Annotated in this window: 23 protein-coding genes; 8 read left to right on the top strand and 15 right to left on the bottom strand. The window is 70.2% G+C overall.

Translation table 11 applies throughout. From position 1 onward, the window contains the following. Positions 1-19: 19 nt before the first annotated feature. The 8 genes from QU602_RS11200 to QU602_RS11165 all read right to left on the bottom strand — a co-directional run bounded on the left by QU602_RS11200 (position 20) and on the right by QU602_RS11165 (position 7,324). On the bottom strand, positions 20-748 hold the full coding sequence (locus tag QU602_RS11200; protein WP_308796535.1) for a hypothetical protein: 729 nt from the start codon (positions 746-748) through the stop codon (positions 20-22). Positions 749-757: 9 nt separating this feature from the next. Then, positions 758-1,633, bottom strand: a complete 876-nt coding sequence (locus QU602_RS11195; protein WP_308796534.1) for a TrmH family RNA methyltransferase — start codon at positions 1,631-1,633, stop codon at positions 758-760. Further along, a complete protein-coding gene (locus tag QU602_RS11190) occupies positions 1,620-2,096 on the bottom strand; it encodes a GyrI-like domain-containing protein (RefSeq protein WP_308796533.1) in 477 nt (158 codons plus the stop codon). Before QU602_RS11190 ends, QU602_RS11195 begins: the two co-directional genes overlap by 14 nt. A gap of 226 nt (positions 2,097-2,322) precedes the next feature. Continuing rightward, entirely contained in the window at positions 2,323-2,892 is a 570-nt protein-coding gene (locus QU602_RS11185) for a hypothetical protein (RefSeq protein WP_308796532.1), read from the bottom strand. Positions 2,893-2,999: 107 nt separating this feature from the next. Next, complete coding sequence (locus QU602_RS11180) at positions 3,000-3,680, bottom strand: NAD(P)H-hydrate epimerase (protein ID WP_308796531.1); 681 nt, start codon at positions 3,678-3,680, stop codon at positions 3,000-3,002. A 173-nt stretch (positions 3,681-3,853) separates the two neighbouring features. Beyond that, positions 3,854-5,380: an arabinosylfuranosidase ArfA gene (gene arfA / locus QU602_RS11175; protein WP_308796530.1), complete on the bottom strand. Its 1,527-nt coding sequence runs from the start codon at positions 5,378-5,380 to the stop codon at positions 3,854-3,856. A gap of 79 nt (positions 5,381-5,459) precedes the next feature. Further along, positions 5,460-6,371 (bottom strand): carbohydrate ABC transporter permease, encoded by a 912-nt coding sequence (locus QU602_RS11170; protein WP_308796529.1) that lies wholly within the window; start codon positions 6,369-6,371, stop codon positions 5,460-5,462. Next, on the bottom strand, positions 6,368-7,324 hold the full coding sequence (locus tag QU602_RS11165; protein WP_308796528.1) for a carbohydrate ABC transporter permease: 957 nt from the start codon (positions 7,322-7,324) through the stop codon (positions 6,368-6,370). Before QU602_RS11165 ends, QU602_RS11170 begins: the two co-directional genes overlap by 4 nt. Before the next feature lie 225 nt (positions 7,325-7,549). Between QU602_RS11165 and QU602_RS11160 the strand changes: the two genes are divergently transcribed. Together QU602_RS11160 and QU602_RS11155 are read left to right on the top strand one after the other, a co-directional pair. Then, positions 7,550-8,818: an ABC transporter substrate-binding protein gene (locus QU602_RS11160; RefSeq protein WP_308796527.1), complete on the top strand. Its 1,269-nt coding sequence runs from the start codon at positions 7,550-7,552 to the stop codon at positions 8,816-8,818. A gap of 92 nt (positions 8,819-8,910) precedes the next feature. Next, positions 8,911-10,173: a family 1 glycosylhydrolase gene (locus tag QU602_RS11155; protein ID WP_308796526.1), complete on the top strand. Its 1,263-nt coding sequence runs from the start codon at positions 8,911-8,913 to the stop codon at positions 10,171-10,173. Here QU602_RS11155 and QU602_RS11150 read toward each other — a convergent pair. Continuing rightward, positions 10,151-11,155, bottom strand: a complete 1,005-nt coding sequence (locus QU602_RS11150; protein WP_308796525.1) for a LacI family DNA-binding transcriptional regulator — start codon at positions 11,153-11,155, stop codon at positions 10,151-10,153. The two genes, QU602_RS11155 and QU602_RS11150, sit on opposite strands and share 23 nt — an antisense overlap. Before the next feature lie 262 nt (positions 11,156-11,417). Here QU602_RS11150 and QU602_RS11145 point away from each other — a divergent pair, with 262 nt between their 5' ends. After that, positions 11,418-13,592, top strand: coding sequence for an RICIN domain-containing protein (locus tag QU602_RS11145; protein ID WP_308796524.1), 2,175 nt, complete (start codon positions 11,418-11,420; stop codon positions 13,590-13,592). Positions 13,593-13,676: 84 nt separating this feature from the next. Here QU602_RS11145 and QU602_RS11140 read toward each other — a convergent pair whose 3' ends face one another. From QU602_RS11140 to QU602_RS11125, 4 genes are all read right to left on the bottom strand, one after another. After that, entirely contained in the window at positions 13,677-15,599 is a 1,923-nt protein-coding gene (locus QU602_RS11140; protein ID WP_308796523.1) for a hypothetical protein, read from the bottom strand. Between the two features lie 92 nt (positions 15,600-15,691). Beyond that, positions 15,692-16,357 carry a GntR family transcriptional regulator gene (locus QU602_RS11135; protein WP_308796522.1) on the bottom strand — a complete coding sequence of 222 codons (666 nt, stop codon included), beginning with the start codon at positions 16,355-16,357 and terminating at the stop codon, positions 15,692-15,694. Between the two features lie 67 nt (positions 16,358-16,424). Next, on the bottom strand, positions 16,425-16,718 hold the full coding sequence (locus tag QU602_RS11130; protein WP_308796521.1) for a GNAT family N-acetyltransferase: 294 nt from the start codon (positions 16,716-16,718) through the stop codon (positions 16,425-16,427). Positions 16,719-16,728: 10 nt separating this feature from the next. Next, on the bottom strand, positions 16,729-17,109 hold the full coding sequence (locus tag QU602_RS11125; protein ID WP_308796520.1) for an RNA-binding S4 domain-containing protein: 381 nt from the start codon (positions 17,107-17,109) through the stop codon (positions 16,729-16,731). A gap of 66 nt (positions 17,110-17,175) precedes the next feature. Between QU602_RS11125 and QU602_RS11120 the strand changes: the two genes are divergently transcribed. Then, complete coding sequence (locus QU602_RS11120; protein ID WP_308796519.1) at positions 17,176-17,625, top strand: NUDIX hydrolase; 450 nt, start codon at positions 17,176-17,178, stop codon at positions 17,623-17,625. A gap of 14 nt (positions 17,626-17,639) precedes the next feature. On the opposite strand, the gene QU602_RS11115 is transcribed toward QU602_RS11120, so the two are convergent. Continuing rightward, positions 17,640-18,470 (bottom strand): DUF1295 domain-containing protein, encoded by an 831-nt coding sequence (locus QU602_RS11115; protein ID WP_308796518.1) that lies wholly within the window; start codon positions 18,468-18,470, stop codon positions 17,640-17,642. A 56-nt stretch (positions 18,471-18,526) separates the two neighbouring features. Here QU602_RS11115 and QU602_RS11110 point away from each other — a divergent pair, with 56 nt between their 5' ends. The 4 genes from QU602_RS11110 to QU602_RS11095 all read left to right on the top strand — a co-directional run bounded on the left by QU602_RS11110 (position 18,527) and on the right by QU602_RS11095 (position 21,038). Beyond that, positions 18,527-19,150, top strand: a complete 624-nt coding sequence (locus tag QU602_RS11110) for a CDP-alcohol phosphatidyltransferase family protein (protein ID WP_308796517.1) — start codon at positions 18,527-18,529, stop codon at positions 19,148-19,150. Between the two features lie 38 nt (positions 19,151-19,188). Next, on the top strand, positions 19,189-19,662 hold the full coding sequence (locus tag QU602_RS11105; RefSeq protein ID WP_308800153.1) for an FHA domain-containing protein: 474 nt from the start codon (positions 19,189-19,191) through the stop codon (positions 19,660-19,662). Next, positions 19,662-20,351, top strand: coding sequence for a transcriptional regulator FtsR (ftsR, locus tag QU602_RS11100; protein WP_308796516.1), 690 nt, complete (start codon positions 19,662-19,664; stop codon positions 20,349-20,351). The genes QU602_RS11105 and ftsR overlap by 1 nt, the downstream gene beginning before the upstream one ends. 132 nt (positions 20,352-20,483) lie before the next feature. Further along, the gene (locus tag QU602_RS11095; protein ID WP_308796515.1) at positions 20,484-21,038 is read left to right on the top strand and encodes a MerR family transcriptional regulator; all 555 of its coding nucleotides are present in this window, start codon (positions 20,484-20,486) and stop codon (positions 21,036-21,038) included. A gap of 81 nt (positions 21,039-21,119) precedes the next feature. On the opposite strand, the gene QU602_RS11090 is transcribed toward QU602_RS11095, so the two are convergent. Further along, positions 21,120-21,965 (bottom strand): ParA family protein, encoded by an 846-nt coding sequence (locus tag QU602_RS11090; protein WP_308796514.1) that lies wholly within the window; start codon positions 21,963-21,965, stop codon positions 21,120-21,122. Positions 21,966-22,039: the final 74 nt, after the last annotated feature.

The raw sequence follows: 22,039 nt of genomic DNA, 5'->3' as shown, positions 1-22,039 counted from the left end.
TCGAGGCGATAATTCCGTGTCAGCGTGCGACGCGCCAGAAGCCCACGACTCTGGTGCCGATCTTGAACGATGCGATGGGCCGACGTACGCCGGCCAAGCCCGCCTTGCGACCCCGGGTGGCCACCGCGATCACGACATCATCGTCGAGCACCTCCTCGAGCGCCCTCAGCATGCCGTCGATCCCTGCCGCGCCATCGGGCCCGGCCCACGACGTCTGCTCGCCGTAGGGGACGTCGGTGATGACGAGATTCGGGCGCCGCCCATCGAGGGCGCGACGGAGCTGATCGGGGTTGAAGACGTCTGCCCGCGCGACACCATATGGGAGTGCGCCGCCGCGCCGTGCGAGTCCGCGAGCGAGCCGCTGAGCCGCCGCGGCGGCATCGAGATATGCGGGTTTGCCCAGCCGTTCGGCCCGCGCACGGAGTTCATCTGAGCGGACATCCATACCGTGCTCGCTCAGCAGGTCCAGGTTCTTCCGAGCCAGCCTCAGCGCGGCCGGGTCCAGGTCGGTGCCGAGGACGCCGGTGATGTCGCGGCGATGCAGGAGGACCAGTGTGGTGAGGAGGTGACCACTGCCGCAGCAGGGGTCCCATACCTGTGCTGTCGAGCTCGGTGCGAGCGCCAGGGCGCGCTGAAACATCTCGCTCGCCAGGCGGACGGGAAACGCGGGGAATCCCGGGGCGGAGTGCAGGACGCCACCCGAGAGGTCGGCGTAGCTCTCGCGCGTCAGCGCGTGACGATAGGCCATTCGCGCTCGCTATGGACGGCCGCGCTGGCGGGCGGCCTCGTAGAGCGTGACCGTGGCTGCGCTTGCGGCGTTCAACGAGCTGGCGGCGCCGCCGATGGGAATCCGCGCCATGACATCACACGCCTCCCGCCATCCGGCGCTCAGCCCGGTGGTCTCGTTGCCGATCACGAGCAGCGTCGGGCCCGTCAGATCGAGGTCGGCGATGTCGTCCGCGCCGTTCTCGTCGGTCCCGATGACGGTCAGCGAGATTCCCGCAGCGCGCTGCGCTCGTGCCCAGGCCAGCACGGGCTGAGGTGACGGCGATCGGACGATCGGAATCGCGAACACGGACCCCGTGGACGCGCGGACGGACTTGGGGTCGTAGGGGTCGGCGCCGTGTCCGGTGACGATGAGTCCCGAACCGCCGAACGCGTCCAGCGACCGGACGATGGTGCCGATGTTGCCGGGCATGGAGGGGCGATCGAACACCATGCCCAGGAACGATGACTCCACAGGGATCCGGGACAGCTGATCGTCCGGCATCGCCACCACGGCCACCAACTCGGGCGCATGCTGTGCTTTGTCGCTCAACTGGCGGAGCAACTCGGGCGCGACTGCCACCCGTTCGCCCCCTGATCGCTCGAGCACACGCACGGCCCACTGCGACAGCGACCGGTCCGCGGTATAGAGGACGGCGCGGATCGGCCAACCTCGCTCGATGGCGACGCTGATCGGTCGCACTCCCTGCACCAGGAACTCGCCAGCTCGCTGTCGCTTGTTCCTATTTCGCCGCAACGCCTCCCACTGCTGGAATCGCGCGTTCGGGCGTGAGATCTGCATCACGTTGCGTTCCAGCCGGGTGAACTGGGCGCGGCCATCCTGAACCGGGTCTCTACGCGCGCTCAACGGGTATCCAGACTTCGGCCGTCGAAGGGCCGTGCTCATCTCCGCGGTCGGTGACGATCGACGGCCCCGGGCGCAGACGCCAAGGATTCGACGGGAACCACTCGCTGACGATGCTCATCCACGCGGACTGAAATGACGCGGTCGTGCGAAACACGGCCCACGTGCCTGCAGGCACCTCGATCAGGTCGAGACCGTCGGGCACCGGCGACGGTGTGTCGAGGGCGACGCCGAACACGAACGTGAACCGACTGCCCTCCGCGTAGTCGGGGTCGACGTCTGCGCTGACCCGGAGTAAGCCCGCCGGTTCGGTGTCTCCGATCGCCTCGAGTCGCCTATGTGCATCCGTCGGCAGCGACGTGATGTGTGCCTCGATGTGCGGGTTGCGTCCGTGATCGACGAGCGGAACGCGAGCGGCGTAGCCGACGAGGCGGAAGGCCGGGCGGTCGATGATGCGAGTGTCCACAATGCTTCCCTTCGAGTGCCGGGCGCGCCGGGGCGTCCGTGGCGCAGGGCATTCACCGCTTGGCCGGAACGGAGGCTGCCTCGTGCTTCCAGCGTGTGCGTCGCCGGACTTCGGCACCCGACAATCCGTGCCCGATTCCATCGCGCAGAGTGCTGGACACGTCGGGGCGCCACACGTGAAACGCCCCCGGCCGAAGGCCGGGGGCGTCGTCCAGGTGGCGCTGGGATCAGACCGCGCCGACGGCGAACGCCCAATCGAGCGCGCGGCCCATCAGCCAGAACGTCCAGATCCCGACATTGATCATGCCGAGCACCGTGACGGCGATGGCGGCCCAGAGCGGCGCGCCGCCGCGGCCCGGCGTGACCTTGCCGACGATGACGGTGCGACCGATCAGGTAGACGAGAGGGCCGACCGCGAGGGTCGTGAACGCCCAGGCCCAGTGGAACGGTCGCACCACCCCGATGCGCTCCAGTGCCCGGAAGTCGAGGAAGGCGGCGACGATCGTCACCGCGGAAGTGAGATAGCTGACCCCGACGATCAGCAGCATCATCGGGTCGGCCCAGATGCGGAACGGCATGACCTCGACGGAGTCCAGGTCGCCGGGCGCCGGCATGAGCCGGATCGGGTCCAGGAGCCAGATCGAGCTCAGCCCGACCATCGGCAGCAGCACGATCACCCAGATCCAGGGCGTCGACGTCGAGGTCCCGGGGGCGAGCAGCGGCCGGGCGGGTGGTGCGGTGTAGTGCACGGTGTTCGGTGCGGGAGCGTTGGGCGGCGGCATCGAAGGTCCGGTCATGGTCCCAGCGTATCGGCGGCCATCGACCGGTCACGGATGGCGGGTCCCCGTCACGCCCACCCGCCATTCGCGACCGTTCGAAGCACAGCAGTCCGCGTGCGGGCCGTTCAGGGGGAGATGAGCGGGGTCATCGTGGCGAGCTCGGGGCCGAGGCCCAGGTCGACGAGCTCGATGCGTCCGGCGTAGCCGGCGCCGGGCTCGAGCAGCAGGCCGGCCTTGATCGCCCCGAAGGTGACGGTCAGCGTCGCGCGGAGGACCGTCGGGTCCGGCACGCTGCCGTCGTCGGGGTGGATGCCGCTCGGGAGGTCGACCGCGATCACGCGCGCGCCCGTCTGTTCCACCACGGGGAGCAGTGCGGCGACGAGCTCACGTGCGCGCCCACGCAGGGCGGGCTCAACGCTCGCGCTCGCGCCCGTGCCCGCGCTCGCGCTCGCGCCCGCACCCGCACCCGTGCCCGTGCCCGTGCCGAGGATCCCGTCGATCACGAGCGCGGCCGCGTCCGCGGCGACGGCGAACCCGGCATCGTCGTCTCGGTCGAGGAACCGCACGCCGGCTGCGTGGGCCGCCGCGGATGCCTCGTCGTGCAACCGCGACCCCGTCGGGATCGCCACGACCTCGAGCCCGCCCTGCGCGAGCTCGGCCGCCGCGAACAGCGCGTCGCCGCCGTTGTCGCCGGAACCCGCGAGGACGAGCACGGTGCCGCCCGAGGCATCCGCCCCGCCCGCCTCGCGCCGGATCGCCGCCTCGCGCCGGATCGCCGCCGCGAGCGCGGCCGCCGCACGGCGCATGAGGCTCGCCGGCCGCCAGGTGCGGCGCCTCCGCCGCACGCACCTGCGCCGCCGAGTAGCCGACCGAGTCAGCCGGGCGGTCCGTCGGCCCGTTCCGCACCCTCACCGCGTCGCCCCCATGCGGAGAGTCTGCCACGCGTGCGCATCGCGCCGGCGACTCGGTTCGGGATGCCTCAGCTCGCGCCGCGGCGTCCGAGCGCGAGCGCCGTCCACGACACGGCCGGCAGGGTCACGGTCAGCACGCCGTCCTCGACGCGGACGGACGTGTTCCGCTGCGGCGCGACGCGGTCCGGATGCTCGAGCGTGTTCTTCGCGGTCACGTCGGCGTCGGCGAGCGTGTGCGATTCGACGACCTGGACGTCGCCCAGCGACTGCACGCCCACGCGCACGGTGATCTCCTCGTCGACGCTGCGATTGACGAGGAACAGCGCGCTGTTCCCGGTCTCGTCGTCGTGGGTCGCGACCGCATCGACGAGCGGCACCTCGCCGTACCGCCCGGTCGCATACGTCGGTGCGTCGATCGCGAGCCGGAGCGCCCGTCCACGCGCGAGCCGGGAGGTGATCGCGAACGGGAAGTACGTGGTCTGCCGCCAGGCCGGTCCGCCCGGCTCGGTCATGATCGGGGCGATGACGTTCACCAGCTGGGCGAGCGATGCCGAGGCGACCCGGTCTGCGTGTTTGATGAGCGAGATCATCAGGTTGCCGAACACGACGGCGTCGGCGACCGTGTAGACGTCCTCGAGCAGGCGCGGTGCGACGGGCCAGTTGCCGATGCCGGCGAGTTTGTCGACCTGCTCGAACCGGGAGTTGTACCAGACGTTCCACTCGTCGAACGAGATGTCGATCCGTTTCGTCGAACCGTTGACGGCGCGCACGTGGTCGGCCGTGGCGACGACCGACTCGATGAATCCGTCCATGTCCACCGCGGACGCGAGGAAGCTGCCGAGGTCGCCGTCCTGCTCCTCGTAGTAGGCGTGGCACGAGATCAGGTCCACGTCGTCGTAGGTGTGGCCGAGCACCACCCGTTCCCACTCGCCGAACGTCGGCATGTGGGCGCTCGAGGAACCGCAGACCACCAGCCGCACCGACGGGTCGAGCATGCGCATCGCCTTCGCGGTCTGCGCGGCGAGCTTGCCGTAGTCGTCGGCGCTGCGGTGACCGAGTTGCCACGGCCCGTCCATCTCGTTGCCGAGGCACCACATCTCCACCGCGAACGGCTCGCGACGTCCGTTCGCGATCCGCCGCTCGCTGAGCTCGGTACCGCCCGGGATGTTGCTGTACTCGAGCAGCTCGATCGCCTCGGCGACGCCGCGCGTGCCGAGGTTCACCGCGAGCATGAGCTCGCTGCCGACCTTCTCCAGCCAGCCGGCGAACTCGTGCAGGCCGACCTCGTTCGGCTCGGTCGAATGCCACGCGAGGTCGAGCCGGCGGGGACGTGTCTCGCGGGGACCGACCGAGTCCTCCCACTTGAATCCCGAGACGAAGTTGCCGCCGGGGTATCGGATGGTCGTGACGCCGAGCCCTTTGACCAGCTCGATCACGTCGGTGCGGAACCCATCGGCGTCGGCGGTCGGATGCCCCGGCTCGTAGATGCCGTCGTAGATGTGACGTCCGAGATGCTCGACGAAGCCGCCGAAGAGCTCCCGGCGGATGGGCCCGACCGTGTGGTCCGGATCGAGGGCGAGGTGAGCGGAGCGCATACAGACTGCTTTCTGGTCGAGACGGTTGGCGTGGGCGCCGGTGTGCCGGCGTGCGTGGGCGAGGTCGGGGGAGCTGCGGCTATTTCAATCCGGTGCTCGCGACGCTCGCCACGAAGCGCCGCTGCAGGAAGAGGAAGATGATCGCGAGCGGGATGAGCGCGATCAGCGAGCCGGCCATCATCACTCCGAACGGGATGATGCCGCCCGGCCCGGTGAGCTGGGTGAGTCCCGACGTGATGGTGCCCATCTGCGCATCGGTCGTGAGCACGAGCGGCCAGAGGAGGTCGTTCCAGTTGTTCACGAAGGTGTAGACGCCCAGCGTGAGCAGCGCGGGGACGGCGTTCGGGAGGGCGATGCTCCAGTAGATGCGCGCTTCGGATGCTCCGTCGAGCCGCGCGGCGCTGTCGAGATCCTGCGGCAGCGAGAGGAAGAACTGCCGTAGGAAGAAGATCCCGAAGGCGTCGGCGGCGCGGGGGAGGATCAGCCCCCAGTAGGTGTTGATCCAGCCGAGGTCGGCGATGACCTGGTACACGGGGATCAGCAGCGCCTGGAACGGGATCATGAGGCTCGCGATGATCGCGATCAGCAGCACCCGGTTCCCGCGGAAGTCGATCCGGGCGAGCACGTACGCGGCGAGTGAGTCGAACAGGAGCGCGAACAGGGTCACGCCGCCGGCGAAGACGAAGCTATTGACGATGAGGCGCGCGAACGGCAGGTCGGCGAAGATGCGTGTGAAGTTGTCGAGCGTCCAGTCGGTGGGGGCCAGGGTCGGCGGAAACGCGTTGACCTCGGCGACGGGTTTGAACGCCGTGAGGACGATGATCGCGATCGGCAGGACGGTGACCGCGGTGACGACGGCGATCGCGACGAAGAGCAGCCAGCCGCCCACGCGCTCGGGGAGCGGGCCGCGGCGCGGCCGGCCTCCGGTGCGTCGAGCGGGCGCGGATGCCTCGGGCGATGGTGCCGTGGCGAGGCGGGTGGTCGTGCTCATGCTGCGGCATCCTTTGCGCGTCGGCTCGAGAGGGCGAACTGGACGAGCCCGAGCAGCAGGGTCGCCACGAGCAGCACGTACGAGAGCGCGGAGGCGAACCCGAGCTCGAGGTTCTTGAAGCCCGACTCGTAGATCTGCATGACGACGGTCTGGGTGCTGCGGTAGGGGCCGCCGTTCGTGAGGATGTAGATTTGGTCGAACGCCTGCAGCGCCGCGATCGTGGCGATGACGAGGACGAAGCCGGTCGTGTTGCCGAGGAGCGGCAGCGTGATGTGACGGAAGCGCGACCAGGCCGAGGCGCCGTCGACGCGCGCGGCTTCGTAGAGACTCTGCGGGATCTCCTGCAACCCGGCGAGGAAGACGATCATGTAGAACGGGAAGCTCTTCCACACCGCGATCAGCGCGACCGTCGGCATGGCGAGCATCGGGTCCTGCAAGACGTTGCCGATGCGAACACCGAACGACTGGAGCCAGTGGTTGAGCAGGCCGACCTGGGGGTCGAGGAGGTACTGCCACGCGAACGCGGCGACCGCGAGCGAGACGATGAACGGCAGGAAGAGCCAGGTGCGGAAGAATCCGCGCAGCGGCAGCCGCGGGTGGTTCAGCGCGAGTGCGAGCACGAGGGCGACGACGACGGCCGTCGGGGTGAACAGCACCGCGTAGAGGATGGTGTTGCCCATCGAGCGCACGATCGCCGGATCCGTGAACACGCGCAGGTAGTTCTCGAGCCCGACGAACTCTTCCCGCCCGAAGCCGCTCGCGTCGGTGAACGAGAGCCGCAGGGCGTCGATCATCGGCCAGAAGTTGAACGTGCCGAGGACCGCGAGCGCGGGCAGCAGGAACGCGACCACGGTCAGCCATCGGCGTGCGCGTGGCGAGAGCGGCCCGCTGCCGCCGAGCCGCGCCGGGGTGCGGTGTCGGCGTGCGGGGGCCGGTGGGGCTCCAGTGACCATTGGCTTCCTCACCTCGGGTCGAGTACAACGTTGTAATGCACCATACGTACCAGCGTGCGACGGCGTCAAGCCGATGATCGTGCGGGGTCGCATCGATCGAGGACCCCCGCCTTGACTTCCGGGTCGCTCCTGGGTCACCATATGGCTACCGCAGCAATTACATCGTTGTACATTTCCTCGCATCCCTGGCAAACCCGACAATGCAGTCGAACGGAGACTCCCACCATGAGCAGGTCCATCCCTCCCATCGCGGCGGCCGCGGCGGCCACGATCGCACTCGCCCTCACGGGCTGCACGAACGCAGCCGACGCGGACTCCACGGGCGGCACCGTCGAGCTCGAGTTCTGGCACGGCTACACCGAGGCCGACGGCAAGGTGCTCGACGAGCTCGTCGCCGAATTCAACGAGTCGCAGGACGGCGTGGAGATCACACCCGTCACGAAGCCGTGGGCCACACTCCTCGACACCGCACTGCCCGCGCTCACGGCCGGCAACGGCCCGCAGCTGCTCGCCCTTCCGCCGGAGAACATCCCGGTCTATGCCTCGCGAGGTGCGCTGCTGCCGCTCGACGAGTGGTACGACTCGCCCGACAGCGGCGCCTCCACGCTGAACCCGCAGGCCGTGGAGACGGGCCTCGCCGACGGCGAGCGATTCGGCGCCCCGCTGAGCTTCACGCCGCTCACGATGTTCATCAACCAGACGCTGTTCGACGAGGCCGGCGTCGCGGTGCCCACGACCTGGGACGAATGGGTCGAGGCGGCGACCGCGCTCACCGTCGACGAGAACGGCGACGGCACGCCCGAGCAGTACGGGCTCGCGCTCCAGGACAACGCCACCGTCGGCAACGGCGTGTGGATCTCGCTGCTGCAGAGCGGCGGCGGCGACGTGGTCACCCCTGAGGGCGAGGTGCTCGTCGACTCGCCCGAGAATGTGGCGACGCTCGAGTACTGGACCGCAGCCGTGCGCGACCACCAGATCTCGCCGACCGGACTCACCGGCGTCGACGCGGACGAGTTGTTCAAGGCCGGCAAGGCGGCCATGACGCTCGGTGGCCCCTGGATGGCAAGCATCGCCGAGGAGTCGGGTATCGAGTACGGCATCGCGGCGCTGCCGGCCGGCCCCGCGGGCATCAAGGCGTCGGCGCTCGCCGTGGACATGACGGTGACCGCGCAGGCGAGCGCCGAGGAGCAGGCCGCCGCCGAGCAGTTCCTGACGTGGTTCTACCAGCCCGAGAACATGGTGACCTGGTCGCTCGCATCCGGCTGGCCCCCGCTCACGACCGACGTGGATGCTGCGGACGTCGCCGAGAACCCCGTCGTCGCCGCGCTCACCGAGCAGTCGCAGTACGGCGTGGCGCTGCTGCCGGGCGTCATCCCGCAGGCCGACATCCTGACCGAGCTCGACACCGCCACCCAGAAGGCGATGGCCGGGGGAGCGATCGCCGAGCTCTTGCAGACCGCGCAGACCGAGATGGAGGCCACGCTCGCCGAGTGACCCCGCCACGAGCTGACGGCCCGCGAGAGACGCGTGCTCCCGCGGGCCGTCAGCTCGCCGATCGACCGCACCGATCCCAGGAGAGACCCCGCATGACCCAGCCATGGTTCCAGGACGGCCGGCTGCACTTCGCCGTCGGCATCGAGGACACGTTCGTCCCGCAGACCCGCCCCGGGCAGCGCGCGCTCGACGAGTACGACCTCATGCAGCACTACCGGTTCTGGGAGGAGGACCTCGCGCTCACGGCACGCTCGGGCGCCACCATGTTGCGCTGGGGTATCCCTTGGTACCGCGTGAACCCCGAACCTGGCGTGTGGGACTGGGATTGGCTGGACCGCGTGGTCGACCGGCTCGAGGAGGAGCAGATCGACCTCATCGCCGACCTGATCCACTACGGGACGCCGCTCTGGCTGGAGGGGGAGTTCGCGAACCCCGACTACGACCGCCGGGTGGCCGAGTACGGCGCGGCGGTCGCCGAGCGCTACCGGGGCCGCATCCGGCACTACACTCCGGCGAACGAGCCGCTGCTGAACACGATGTACTGCGGCGAGTTCGGCCACTGGCCGCCCTACCTCACCGGGGACCGGGGCTTCGTCACCGTGCTGCGATCGATCGCCCGGGGCATCGTGCGGACGCAGTCGGCCATCGCCGAGCTGGATCCCGCTGCGGACTTCGTGCACGTCGAGGCGTCGTTCCGGTTCGACGGTGACCTCTCGGCCCACCCCGAGCTCACCGAGCACCTCCGCCACCGCGCCTACGTCGTCCAGGATCTCGTGACGGGACGCGTGGGGGCGGAGCATCCGCTCGTGCCGTACCTCGTCGCCAACGGGTTCTCCGACGACGATCTCACGTGGGCTCGCGAGCACGTCGCCGAGCCCGACGTCGTCGGCGTGAACTACTACCCGCAGCACTCCACCGAGGTGTTCGAGGCGGGAGTGTTCCTGCACGGCGGGCCCGGTGAGCTGCGACCACGCGTGAACGCGTGGACCGACGGCCTCACGGATGTGCTCGCCTCGTTCGCGGCTCGGTACGGCAAACCCGTCTTCCTCACCGAGACGGGTTTCACCGGGACGGTCGAGGAGCGCATGGCGTGGCTGGATGCCTCGGTCGAGGCCGTGCACGAGCTCCGCGCGCGCGGGGTCGACCTGGTCGGCTATACCTGGTGGTCGCTGACGGACATGGTCGAGTGGACGTATCGCTACGGGAACGGGGCGCCGATGGACTACCGGCTCCGCATGGGGCTCTGGGCGCTCGAGCCCGATGACACCGGTGCGCTGCGGCGCGTGCACACACCCGTCGCCGACCGGTTCCGCGCGCTGGCGCGTGCGTCGCTCAGTGCGACTCGCGCCGGATGATCTCGAAGTCGACCAGGATCTCCTCGGCCGATTCGGGACGCCCCGGATCGCCCATGCGTTCGACGAGGAGATCGACCGCGCGGGCCGCGATGGGTGCGCGCCCGGGATCGATCGTCGTGAGGCTCGGCACGGCGTAGTCGGCCTCCTCGATGTTGTCGAAGCCCACGAGCGGGACGTCTTCGGGGATCCGGTATCCCGCGTGCTGCAGCACGCGCATGGCGCCGAGTGCGAGTGCGTCGTTCATGGCGAAGACCGCGTCGAACTCGGCGCCGGACGCGATGAGCTCGGCCATCGACTCGGCGCCGTTGGCGCGGTGCCAGAGCGTCGTGTACGTCACGAGACGCGGGTCGTACGCGATGCCGGCGGCGTCGAGGGCCTGCCGGTACCCCTCGAGCCGGAGGCCCGCTGAGCCGATCACCTCGTTCTCGTGCGCGCCGATGACGGCGACGCGACGGCGTCCTCCTGCGAGCAGCAGCTCGGTGGCGGCCTTCGCCGCCTCGGTGTTGCGCATCGTCACGTGATCGACCGGCCCGCCGAAGATGCGCTCGCCGAGCAGCACCATCGGGTAGTCGACCTGCAGCAGCTCGGCATCCTCCTGTCCCATGCCGAGCGGGCTGAAGATCAACCCGTCGGCCAGTTGCCGCCGCGGGCTCGAGAGCATCGCGATCTCACGCTCACGGTCGCCGTTGGTCTGCTCGACCTGCACGATCAGGCCATGCGCGTCGGCTCGGGCGATCACCGCGTCCGCGAGCTGCGCGAAGTAGCTGAGGCCGAGCTCCGGGAGCACGAGGCTGATCACGCCGCTCTTGCCCGACCGCAGGCTGCGCGCCGACAGGTTCGGCCGGTATGCGAGCTCGTCGATGGCGCGCTGCACCCGTTCCCTCGTCTCGGGTCGCACATGCACGTAGTCGTTGACGACGTTCGAGACGGTCTTGATGGAGACGCCCGCCAGTTTGGCGACGTCGTGCAGCGTTGCCGCCATGCTCGTCCCTTCCATCTGTGGTCGGCGATGGGTCGTTCCCATCGTTGTATCGTGCGCGCGCGTCGGCGCGCGGGCGGCGCGCGGAGGTGACACGGCGCTCTTGACGAGAGTACAACGTTGTGCAAGCCTTCGATTGCAACGATGTAAACCGGAGAACCGGCTCTGCATGTGCGCCGGACTCCGCAGGTACGTCTACCGAGGAGACGCAATGAAGCACTCTCGTACGCAACCATCACGACCCCGAACCGCCGTCGGAGCGGCGGTGATCGCCGCAGCAGTCCTCATCGGTCCGGTGCTCGTCGCGAGCCCGGCCCACGCCGTGACGACCGGCAATGGATCCCTGGTCTATGCGCCGCCGAACGGATCGTCGTTCAACGACGAGGGCGGCGACGCGACCGGCACCGCCTACGCCAAGGTGCTTGCGCTGAAACACAGCGGCGCAGCCAACGGCACGCTCATCGCCACCTTCGACGATGCCCGCCTCATCCAGGACGTCAGCCCCAGCCCCGACCCCGTCGTCGACACCCAGGCGTGCCTCGCGAACCCGCTCCTTGCCTGTCACCAGGAGTGGCCGATCTTCGAGAGCACCGACGACGGCGCGACCTGGCAGAAGATCTCCGCGGTCGATCCCGGCGCCGATTTCCCGGGCATCCCGGGTCAGGAGGACACCACACAGCTCGACCGCACCGCGCAGCCGTTCCTCTACGAGCTCCCGCAGGCGGTGGGTGACCTCCCCGCCGGGACGATTCTGCTCACCGGGCAGATCCGGCCGGCAGACCGCGACGACCCCGCCTCGGTCAGCAAGCTCGTCGTCTACTCGAGCAGCGACCACGGCGCATCCTGGTCCTACCTCAGCACCATCGACACCGGCGGCCCCGCCGTCTACGACCCGAGCCCGACCTCGACCACCACCACCGTCTGGGAGCCCACGCTCGCGATCGACGCGTACGGCGGTCTCGTCGCCTACTTCTCGGACGAGCGGCAGAAGGCGGACGGCGTCCTGCAGGCGATCTCCTACCGGCGCTCGACCGACGGCGGCCTGACGTGGGGAGCGCTGTCGAACGTCTCTGCACCGACCGACAACACGCACCGGCCCGGGATGATCACGGTCGACCGGCTGCCCGACGGCAGCTACATCGCCACGTACGAGGTCGTGAACGCCGTGGGCTACGCCCACCCCAACGCCTCGCCGGTGTTCTTCAAGACGTCTCCGGACGGTCTCGACTGGGGCACCACCACGGGTCTCGGCACCCCGGTCGAGCTCGCCGACGGCAGCGGCATCGGATCCTCGCCGTTCGTGAAGTGGGTGCCCACCGGCGGCCCGAAGGGCATGATCGTGGTCGCGTCGAAGTGGGGACTGGACCCGGCGGGCAACGTCTATCAGGGCCAGAACTTCTTCGTGAACTACAACCTCGGCGCCGGGCCGTGGGAACGACTGCCGTTCGCGGTGACGTTCGACGGTCCGAGCTCGATCACCGGGTTCGCGCAGGGCATCGACTACAGCCCCGACGGGCGCACCCTCTACCAGGCCACGAACGTCGACAACTACCGCCCGAACCCGAGCGACCCCAGCGAGACCTACATGTACAACGACATCAGAGTCGGCACGGTCCCGCTGAACGCCATCGCGTACGAGGCGGAGAACGCCACCCTCTCGAACGTGTCGCTCGTCACACACGCGGACGCCTCCAACGGATCGAAGGTGGGCGACATCAACTTCTCAGACAGCACGGTCGCGTTCACGGTGGATGCGCCGGCGTCGGGGACCTACACGGTGAACGTCCGCTACGCGAACGGTATGCCGGGCACGAGCAGTCACGCGGTCCGCGTCAACGGCGGCTCGGCGTTCTCGGTGAGCTATCCGCCGACCGCGCACTGGGGTCGGTATCTGTGGGCGCAGTTCACGACCACCCTCGCCGCCGGAGCCAACACGATCCAGTTCGGCTATCAGGGCACCTACGCCGAGATCGATCAGATCCAGGTGTTCCGCTCCGGCGTCACACCCGATCCCGAGTTCCACATCGTCAACCGCAATAGCGGGAAGCTGCTCGAGGTGCTCGCCGCGCTCACCACGGACGGCGCTGCGGTCGGCCAGTGGGGTCCGACGAACAATCCGACGCAGGTCTGGCAACTGCAGAGCGCGAGCTCGGGAACGCACCACGTGGTCAACAAGAACAGCCACAAGCTGCTCGAGATCCCGGGGGCGGCGACGGCCGACGGCGTGGATGCGGTGCAGTGGGGCCCGACCGGGAACGCGACGCAACGCTGGGACCTCGACCTCGTGAGCGGCGGGTTCTGGCAGCTCGTCAATGCGAACAGCGGCAAGCTGCTCGAGATCGACGGGTGTTCGCCGACCGACGGCGCGGTCGCCCAGCAATGGGGGCCGACGGCCGCAGCGTGCCAGGACTGGCGGCTGGTGAAGGAGGGGATCCAGTAGGACGCGCCGAGCGATCCGGAAGCGGGGCGGATGCATCAATGGCAACCGCCCCGCTCTCGCGTCCCGACTCAGTCGCCGATCAGGTCAGATCTGGGCACGCCGGCCACGCGCTCGCCGCATGACGAGGGCAGAGCCCCAGCCGACCGCGGCGATCGCGGCCGCGATGAGCACGATCAGGCTCTCGGCGGTCCACGCAGCTCCGGTCGCCGGAAGGGCGCGGAGGCCCGATCCGGACGGGTCGGCTGCGGAGCCGCCACCGGCCGGCGGCACGGATGGATCGTTCGGCCCGGGCGATGGCGACGGCGCGGGTGCGTCCTCGGCCGCGAAGATCGGCACGATCACCGCGATGCCGTCGAGCACGTAGCCGTCGCGCGGGTCGAGGGTGCCGCCCGAGACGAGCGCAGCATCCGGCGAGACGAAGGACGATCCGGCGCCGCCCCCGCCACCGGACGAGGAGAACCCGCCGGCGCGGCCGAAGCTGCCGCCGTTGAAGATGCCGCCGCCGCCGCCACCGCCTGGGGCTCCGTCGGTGTGGTTCTGGCCGTCGTCACCCGATGCGCCGTTCGCATTTCCGCCCGGACCCGGATTGCCGCCGAGCGCGCCGCCGCCGACTCCACCGTCACCGGCCTGTCCCACGCCACCGGCGACCGGAACGGGGATGCCGCTCCCGCCGTCGCCGCCTGGGCAGTTGCAGACCGGTTCGAAGATGCCGCCGCCTGCGCCGCCCCCGCCGCCCGCGCCGAGCTTCGGTCCGCCGAGGCCCGTGATGTCGATCTGCGTCGACCCGCCGCCGGTGCCGCCCGAGACCTCCGCGGTGCCACCGTGCCCGCCTGCGCCGCCCGAGGACCAGCCGTACCCGCCTCGTTCGCCGCTGCAGCCGACGACGACCTGGAGCTGTTGCGGTCCGGCGACGTCGAAGGTGCCCGTGACGACCGCGCCGCCGCCACCCTGGGCGTTGTCACGCGTGGATTCACCGGCACCGCCGCCGACGATGCCGAAGACGCGTGTTGCCCCCTCTGCGAGGTCGTAATCCTGGGTGCCGTCCGCGCACTGGTAGATCGCGGCCGTGGAACGCGGGAACAGTGCGACGACACCGTCGCCGCCCGTGTTCATCGGCCCGGCGGAGAGGAAGGTCCACGTCGTGACGGCCGGGCTGACGTAGGACTGGCCGCCGCCGCCACCGCCCGCGGCGCCGTACTGGATGCCGTCGTCGATGGGTGCGCCCGTGTCGCCGTGTCCACCGCCACCGCCGCCGTTCCCGTTCCAGCCGCCGCCACCGGCCCCGGTGGTCGGGCTGGCGGGCATGCCGTGGGTGTCTTCGCCGTCGGGCGTGGAGTGGGCGCCGCCCTCGCCACCGGCCGCGCCGTCGGTGTTCTGTTCATTGGGTGCGCCGTTCCAGCCGTCTTTCGCCGGCGAGCCGCCGCTGCCGCCCTGGCCGCCCGCATCGCCGCTGCCCTCCATGTCGCCGCCGGCCCCGCCACCGCCGCCCGACACGACGATCGGCTGGTCCGAGGCGTCGAGCACGGCCGTCGAGCCGCCACCGCCGCCACCGGTCGGCATGCCGGTCGGCGTGTCCGAGATCGGGCCGCCGCGGCCGCCCGATGAATAGCCGGCTCCCGGCGTCGGGCCGTCGGCGCCCTCGCCGAGCATGATGCGCAACTGTTCGCCGGGCGTGACGGGGAACGTCGCCACCGTGAGTCCGCCCTGCCCGCCGAGCACGCCGGTGCTGTTCGCGCCGCCGTTGCCGCCGACGACCACCGCCGTCATGACGTGCGTGTCGGCCGGCACGATGACCGAGGGGTTCGCGGCGATGTTCGATGGATCGACGACGCACAGCCCGGCGTCGAAGTCGCACGCGGCGCTGCCGGCTTCGGCGCCGGATGCCGCGCCGGCCGGCGTGATGAGCGCGGCCGCGAGGAACACCGCGCCGAAGGCGGTCACCGCCGACCAGCGGGGGACCCGCCGGACTCGTCGGAAGCCGAGCGACGCCGTCGGGGAAAGGGTCATGAGTCGTCGTCCTCAGATTGCTCGCCGGAACACCGTTATAATGGTTGATCGTGAGCGTAGCGGAGGTGCCTCTCACATTCAAGGGCTCTGCGTCAGCGCGGGATCTGGAGCTCGACGAGCAGATCGAGCGCACCGACCGCGACGCTCGCATCGCGTCCTTCGAAGCCGTCCAGCACGCCGCGAAGCGCGCCGTGCACCGCCTCGACGTCGATCCGTGCCGGGAGCTGCAACCCCCCGAGTCGGATCAGATACACCACGTGCTCGATCGCCGACTGCAGCACCGCGTTCCGGCTCGCGCGGATGCCCGCATCGTAGAAGCCGAAGTTCGCGACGGCCATGCCGTCGTCGTCGGCCGCGTCGCGGGCCGCGCCGAACGCGTCCAGCGCCGCACGCATGGGAACGATGACGGATGCCTCGGCGCGGGGCGCAACCTCGAGGCAGACGCTCCGGAACAGCGAGACGAAGACGCTGAGCGCCTGTGCGGTGCGCTCGGGTGTGATGAACGCGACTCGCGTGTGATGGCCGGGCTGCGCGTCGATGAGCCCCAGGCTGCGGAGCCGCTGCACGGCTTCGCGCACGGGGGTCCGCGAGATGCCGAGCGCCTTCGCGATCGCGCCCTCGTGCACGTACATGCCCGAGGTCAGGCTGCCGTCGGCGATCGCCGCGCACAGGGCGGCGAACACGGCATCCGCGACCCCGCCTCGCGGAGGCTCGGTGGCGATCGCCGGCACGAATCCGCCCTCCACCCGGTCGACCATCGCTGTTCCCATCCGACGCCGGTCGATCCGGGGTCCACCCAACCGTAGCGCCGGCCGTGCGGGGCAGTCAGCTCGTTCGCGGGTCGAGCAGGTGGGCACGGTCGGGGTGCCGGTCGAACCACTCGCCGACGTACCAGCACGCCGGCACGATCGTGCGCTTCGAACCCGCCTCGACGTCGTCGACCGCGAACGCGACGACCTCGCCCGCGAGACCATTGCCGCGGTACGGCGGATTGGTGAAGGTCCGGGTGAAGGCGATCGAGTCGCCGAGCACCCGGTAGTCGAGCACGCTCGCGAGCTCGCCGTTCACGCGCAGGGCGTAACGCCGCGCATCGGGTTCGTGCGAGATGTCCTTCTTCACGCGATCCAGCCTACGCGCCCGGGCGACCGCGGAGCCGCTCGAGGTCCCGGCGCTCACGTTTGGTCGGCCGGCCGGCACCCCGGTCCCGCATGGGTGCGAGGGCCTGCTCGGTCCTCGGCGGCGGGGGCGGCGTGAGGTCCTCCACCGCGGTCGCGGCGAGCGTGGCCGACACGCGCTTGACGATCGTCCGCCGCACGACCAGCAATCGATCGAAGCCGTTCACGCGGACCCGCAGCTCGTCGCCTGGGCGCACCTGCTGCGCGGCCTTCGCCCGCTCGCCGTTCACGCGCACGTGTCCGGCGCGGCACGCAGCCGTCGCCGCCGACCTCGTCTTGTACTGCCGCACCGCCCAGAGCCAGGCGTCGACGCGCACCGGGGACTCGTCGCTCACCCCCTCACCCTACGTCGGGTGACGCGGTTCGCCGTCGACCAGCGGCGAGTGGGGCATGCTGGACGGATGAGCGGCGTGAGCGGCGATGCCTGGGTCGAGGGCCCCGACGGGGCGAGGTACTGGGGGCGGTTCGGTGCGGCCGGGCTGCTCGCGGTCAGCCCCGGCCGTGAAGTGCTGCTGCAGCACCGCGCGGTGTGGAGCCATTTCGGCGGTACCTGGGGCATGCCGGGCGGCGCCCGGCACGAGGGGGAGAGCGCGGTCGACGCCGCGGTGCGCGAAGCCGCCGAGGAAGCCGGTGTGCCGGCCGGCCTCCTGGTCGTGCGGTTCAGCACGGTGCTCGACCTCGGCTACTGGTCGTACACGACCGTCGTCGCCGACGCCGTCGAACGGTTCCCGCCCGTCGTGAGCGATCCCGAGAGCATCGCGCTGTCCTGGGTGCCCGTGGACGAGGTCGCGGCGCTGCCGCTGCATCCGCGCTTCGCCGAAGCCTGGCCCGCGCTCGCCGCGAAGATCTGACGCGGGTTCGCGCCCTACTCGGCGACCGGGGTGGCGTGGGCCCGCGCGGGGCGCGGGAACCACGGCACCAGCATCGACGTGCGACGGCGGTAGTCGTCGTACTCGGGGTAGCGGCTTCGCGAGATCGACTCGGTGAAGATCGTCGAGCCGATGAACAGCAGGGTGAGCAGCGCAGCGCCCGCGACGGTCCAGTGCAGCCATACGCCCGTCGCCGCCACGGCGAACCCGTAGAAGACCCACCACTGCGCCTGTTCGAAGAAGAAGTTCGGGTGCCGCGAGACGCGGAAGAGGCCCTGCTGCAAGAAGCCCGGCTGCGGGGCCCGGCCGGCCACGCGCTCCGCGGCCTTCCACTGGTGGAAACGCCACTGCTGCTGGTCGGCGATCGTCTCGCCCGCGAGCAGCGCGAGGAATCCGACCGCGAGCACGATGTCCCACGCCCCGAGCGGCGCGCCGGACTGCGACGCCGTGTACACCGGCAGGCAGAACGCGAGGATGAGCGCGTTCTGGTAGATCGAGATGAAGCCGAGGTTGAACAGGGCGAAGGCCCAGCCCGGCATGCGGCCGCGCAGCACCGCCCAGCGGTAGTCCTCGCCGCTGCCAGGCCGGTAGCCGCCCTTGCGCCAGAAGTTGAAGGTCAGCCGGATGCCCCAGAGCGTGACGAGCACGCCCATCAGCACGAGCCGGGGCTCGAAGCCGCCCCCTGCAGCGAGGATCCAGGCATAGGCGATCGGCGCGATCGACCAGATTCGATCGACCCAGGAGTGCTCGCGCGTGACGACGCTGGCGAGCCAGGTGCCGGCGGTGACGACGCCGCACAGCACGAGACACACGGTCAGGGCGTTCATGTGCGCGATTCTAGGACCTCGCTCATCGATTTCGTGGGCGTCGCTAGGATCGACGTGTGAACGGGGACGGAGCGGCGGGGGAGAGCGACCGCATCTGGACCGTCCCGAACCTGCTCAGCATGCTGCGCCTGCTGCTCGTCCCGGTGTTCCTGGTGTTCATCGTGCTCGGCGACTATGTCGCGGCGCTCGTCGTGCTCATCGTCGCCAGCATCTCGGATCTGCTCGACGGATATCTCGCACGGCGCCTCAACCAGATCACCAAGCTCGGGCGTCTCCTCGACCCGGCGGCCGACCGGCTCTACATCTTCGCGGCGCTCATCGGGCTCGCCGCGCGCGATCTCGTTCCGTGGTGGATCGTCGCGGTCATCGTCGCGCGCGACGCGCTCCTCGTCGTGCTCGGCGTCGTGCTCGCGAACTTCGGCTACGGTCCGCTGCCCGTGCATCAACTCGGCAAGGTCGCCACGTTCGCCCTGTTCACCGGGCTGCCGATCCTCATGCTCGGTGCGGCGTTCCCCGCCGTCGAGGCGGTCAGCGCACCGATCGGCTGGGCGGTCACCCTCTGGGGCGCCTTCCTCTACTGGTGGGCGGGCGTCATCTATGCGATCGAGACCGCTCGCGTCATCCGCATTCCGCGGGTGGCGAGCGACGCAGGATCCGATACGCTGGGATCGGGAGGTTAGCCGTGGCGGATTCCGACAACACCCAGGCCGGCGACACGATGGATGCGGGCACTCCGCTCGACCCGGCGCAGGGCGCGGGACGGGCCGACGACACGACCATCGGGTTCAGCAGGGAAGCCGCAGCGCAGCTGAGCGCGCTCGACGCCGATGTCTCGGCCGAAGAGCAGGAGGCGATCGGGGCGCTGCCGTCCGGCTCAGCCCTGCTCATCGTGCGCCGCGGGCCGAACAGCGGCGCCCGCTTCCTCCTCGACCAGGATGTGACCACCGTCGGCCGGCACCCTGACGCCGACATCTTCCTCGACGACGTGACGGTCTCGCGCAAGCACGCCGAGTTCCTCCGTCACCGCACCGCGTTCGAGGTGAAAGACCTGAGCTCGTTGAACGGCACCTACTTCGACGGCGTGCGCATCGAGACCGCGCTGCTCTCCGACGGCGCCGAGGTGCAGATCGGCAAGTATCGCCTCACGTTCTACGCCTCGCGCCGAGACCTCGCGTCGGTGGCGGGCGGCTAGTGGCCCGTTCGGCCGCATCGCAGGCCGCGGGCCGCGGCGTGCCGCTGCTCGGCATCGGGCAGGTGCTCGCCCGGCTGCAGCCCGAGTTCCCCGAGTTGACGCCCTCGAAGCTCCGGTTCCTCGAAGAGCAGGGGCTCGTGACTCCCGCGCGCACCCCGTCTGGCTACCGGAAGTTCGCCCCGGGCGACGTCGAGCGCATCGGGTTCGTGCTCGCGATGCAACGCGACCACTATCTTCCCCTGAAGGTCATCCGCACCCACCTCGAGGCGATCGACGCCGGCGAGACGCCCGCGCTGCCCGGCGCCGCACCGGCGGCGCAGGTCACCCGTGCGCCGAGGTTCCGCCGAGACGAGCTCGCGCGAGCGGCCGGCGCGCCGCCGTCGTTGCTCGACGAAGCCGTCTCCGCGGGGCTGCTCCCGGCCGCCGACGACTACGGTGACGATGCGCTCGAGGTCATGCAGGCCCTCGCCATGCTCAGAGCCGTCGGCATCGAACCGCGCCACCTTCGCGGGGTCCGGTTCGCCGCGGAGCGCGACGCCGCACTGATCGAACGCGCCATTGCCCCGGCGAGGCGCAACGACCCTGCCGGGCGCGCGCGCTCCATGGAACGCGCGCTCGACCTCGGGCGGCAACTCGAGACGATCCACGGCAGCATCCTGCGCAGCGCGCTCACGAAACCGACGCGCTGACGCACGCGAACCCGCGAGGCCGACGCGACACGCCGTGACGATCGGCCGGATGTGTTTGGCCGGGGTTCGTCCGCTCGGTAGCGTTGGGGTCACGCGCCGAGCACGACGCGTGGAACAGTGAGGGGCACCCGGATGACTGAGCTCGAGCGGAGCGATCGAACGCGCTACGACCTCGGCCTGCTCTTCACCGACGGACTGCCCCAGCACGACGACGGCGGCGGCTACCGCGGTGCGGTCGCGGCTCGCGCCGCGGGCATCAGCTACCGGCAGCTCGACTATTGGGCGCGCACCAGTCTCGTCGAGCCGACCGTTCGCGGGGCCGCGGGCTCGGGTTCGCAGCGCCTGTACGGGTTCCGCGACATCCTCGTCCTCAAGCTCGTGAAGCGCCTGCTCGACACCGGCATCTCGCTGCAGCAGATCCGCACGGCGGTGACCCAGCTCCGCGAGGCCGGCGTCCAGGATCTCGCGCAGACGACCCTGATGAGCGACGGCGCGAGCGTCTACCTGTGCACGTCCGATGACGAGGTCATCGACCTCGTCAACCGCGGACAGGGCGTCTTCGGCATCGCCGTCGGCAAAGTGCTCCGCGAGGTCGAATCGACGCTCGTCGAGATCGGCACCCAGCCCGCCGACCCGATCGACGAGCTCGCCGCGCGACGCGGCGCGAAGACGCGACGCATCTCCTAGGACCGGTGCTCGCACGGCCGCCTGGCCGTGTGCTCTCGATCCGTGGTCGCGATCGTCACCCGCGACCCGCCCAATGAACGCTCAGCCGGCGCGCTCGACCGTGAGCGGCTCCTCGGCCGGCTCACCGTTCGCATACTCGCCGATGCGCGCGGTGCGCAGCACGCGATCGAGCAGCTGGTCGAAGTGCGCCGACATCTCTTCGGCGCTCTCGCCGGGCCACATGTGCAGCGGCTTCGCCGCGCCCTGCGCCTGCTGCAGCGAGGTGCGCTCGGGGAGCTGGGGCGAGAGCACCAGGGGCCCGAACATGTCGCGCAGCTCTTTGATGCGGAACTGGTGCTCGAGCGACTGGACGCGGGCCCGGTTCACGACGATGCCGAGCGGCTGCAGTCGAGGTGAGAGGCCGCGGCGGATCTCTTCGATCGCGCGGAGCGCGCGGTCGGCGGCGGCGACCGAGAAGAGCCCTGGCTCGGTGACGACGGCCACACGGTCGCTCGCGGCCCACGCCGTGCGCGTGAGCGCATTGAGTGAGGGTGCGCAGTCGATGAGCACGAGCTCGTAGTCGGACTCGACGTTCGCGAGCGCCTCCTCGAGCTTCCAGATGTCGCGGATCGACGGATGCGGCCCGTCGAAGTTGATCGCAGCCGGGCTGCCGATCATGACGTCGATGGTGCCCTGCGGGTTCGACTTGGACCAGCCGCTCGCGGCGATCGCCGACCTGACGATCTTCTCTTTCGGCGAAGCCAGCACATCGGCCACGTTCAGGTGGCCGGCGATCTGGATGTCCATGCCGGTCGAGACATCCGATTGGGGGTCGAGGTCGACGACGAGCGTGCGGACGCCGCGGGCGAAGGCCGCCGACGCCAGTCCGAGGGTCACGGTGGTCTTGCCGACGCCGCCCTTGAGGGAGCTGACGGAGAGAACATGCACGAACAGATACGTTACCTTTAGACGTTGGGCGATACCTAAACGTTCGCTGTGCGCAAATCCGTCTCCGAACCATC

It is taken from the genome of Agromyces protaetiae (assembly GCF_030866785.1).
Lineage (GTDB): Bacteria > Actinomycetota > Actinomycetes > Actinomycetales > Microbacteriaceae > Agromyces > Agromyces silvae.
This window is presented reverse-complemented; position numbering and strand designations above follow the sequence as displayed.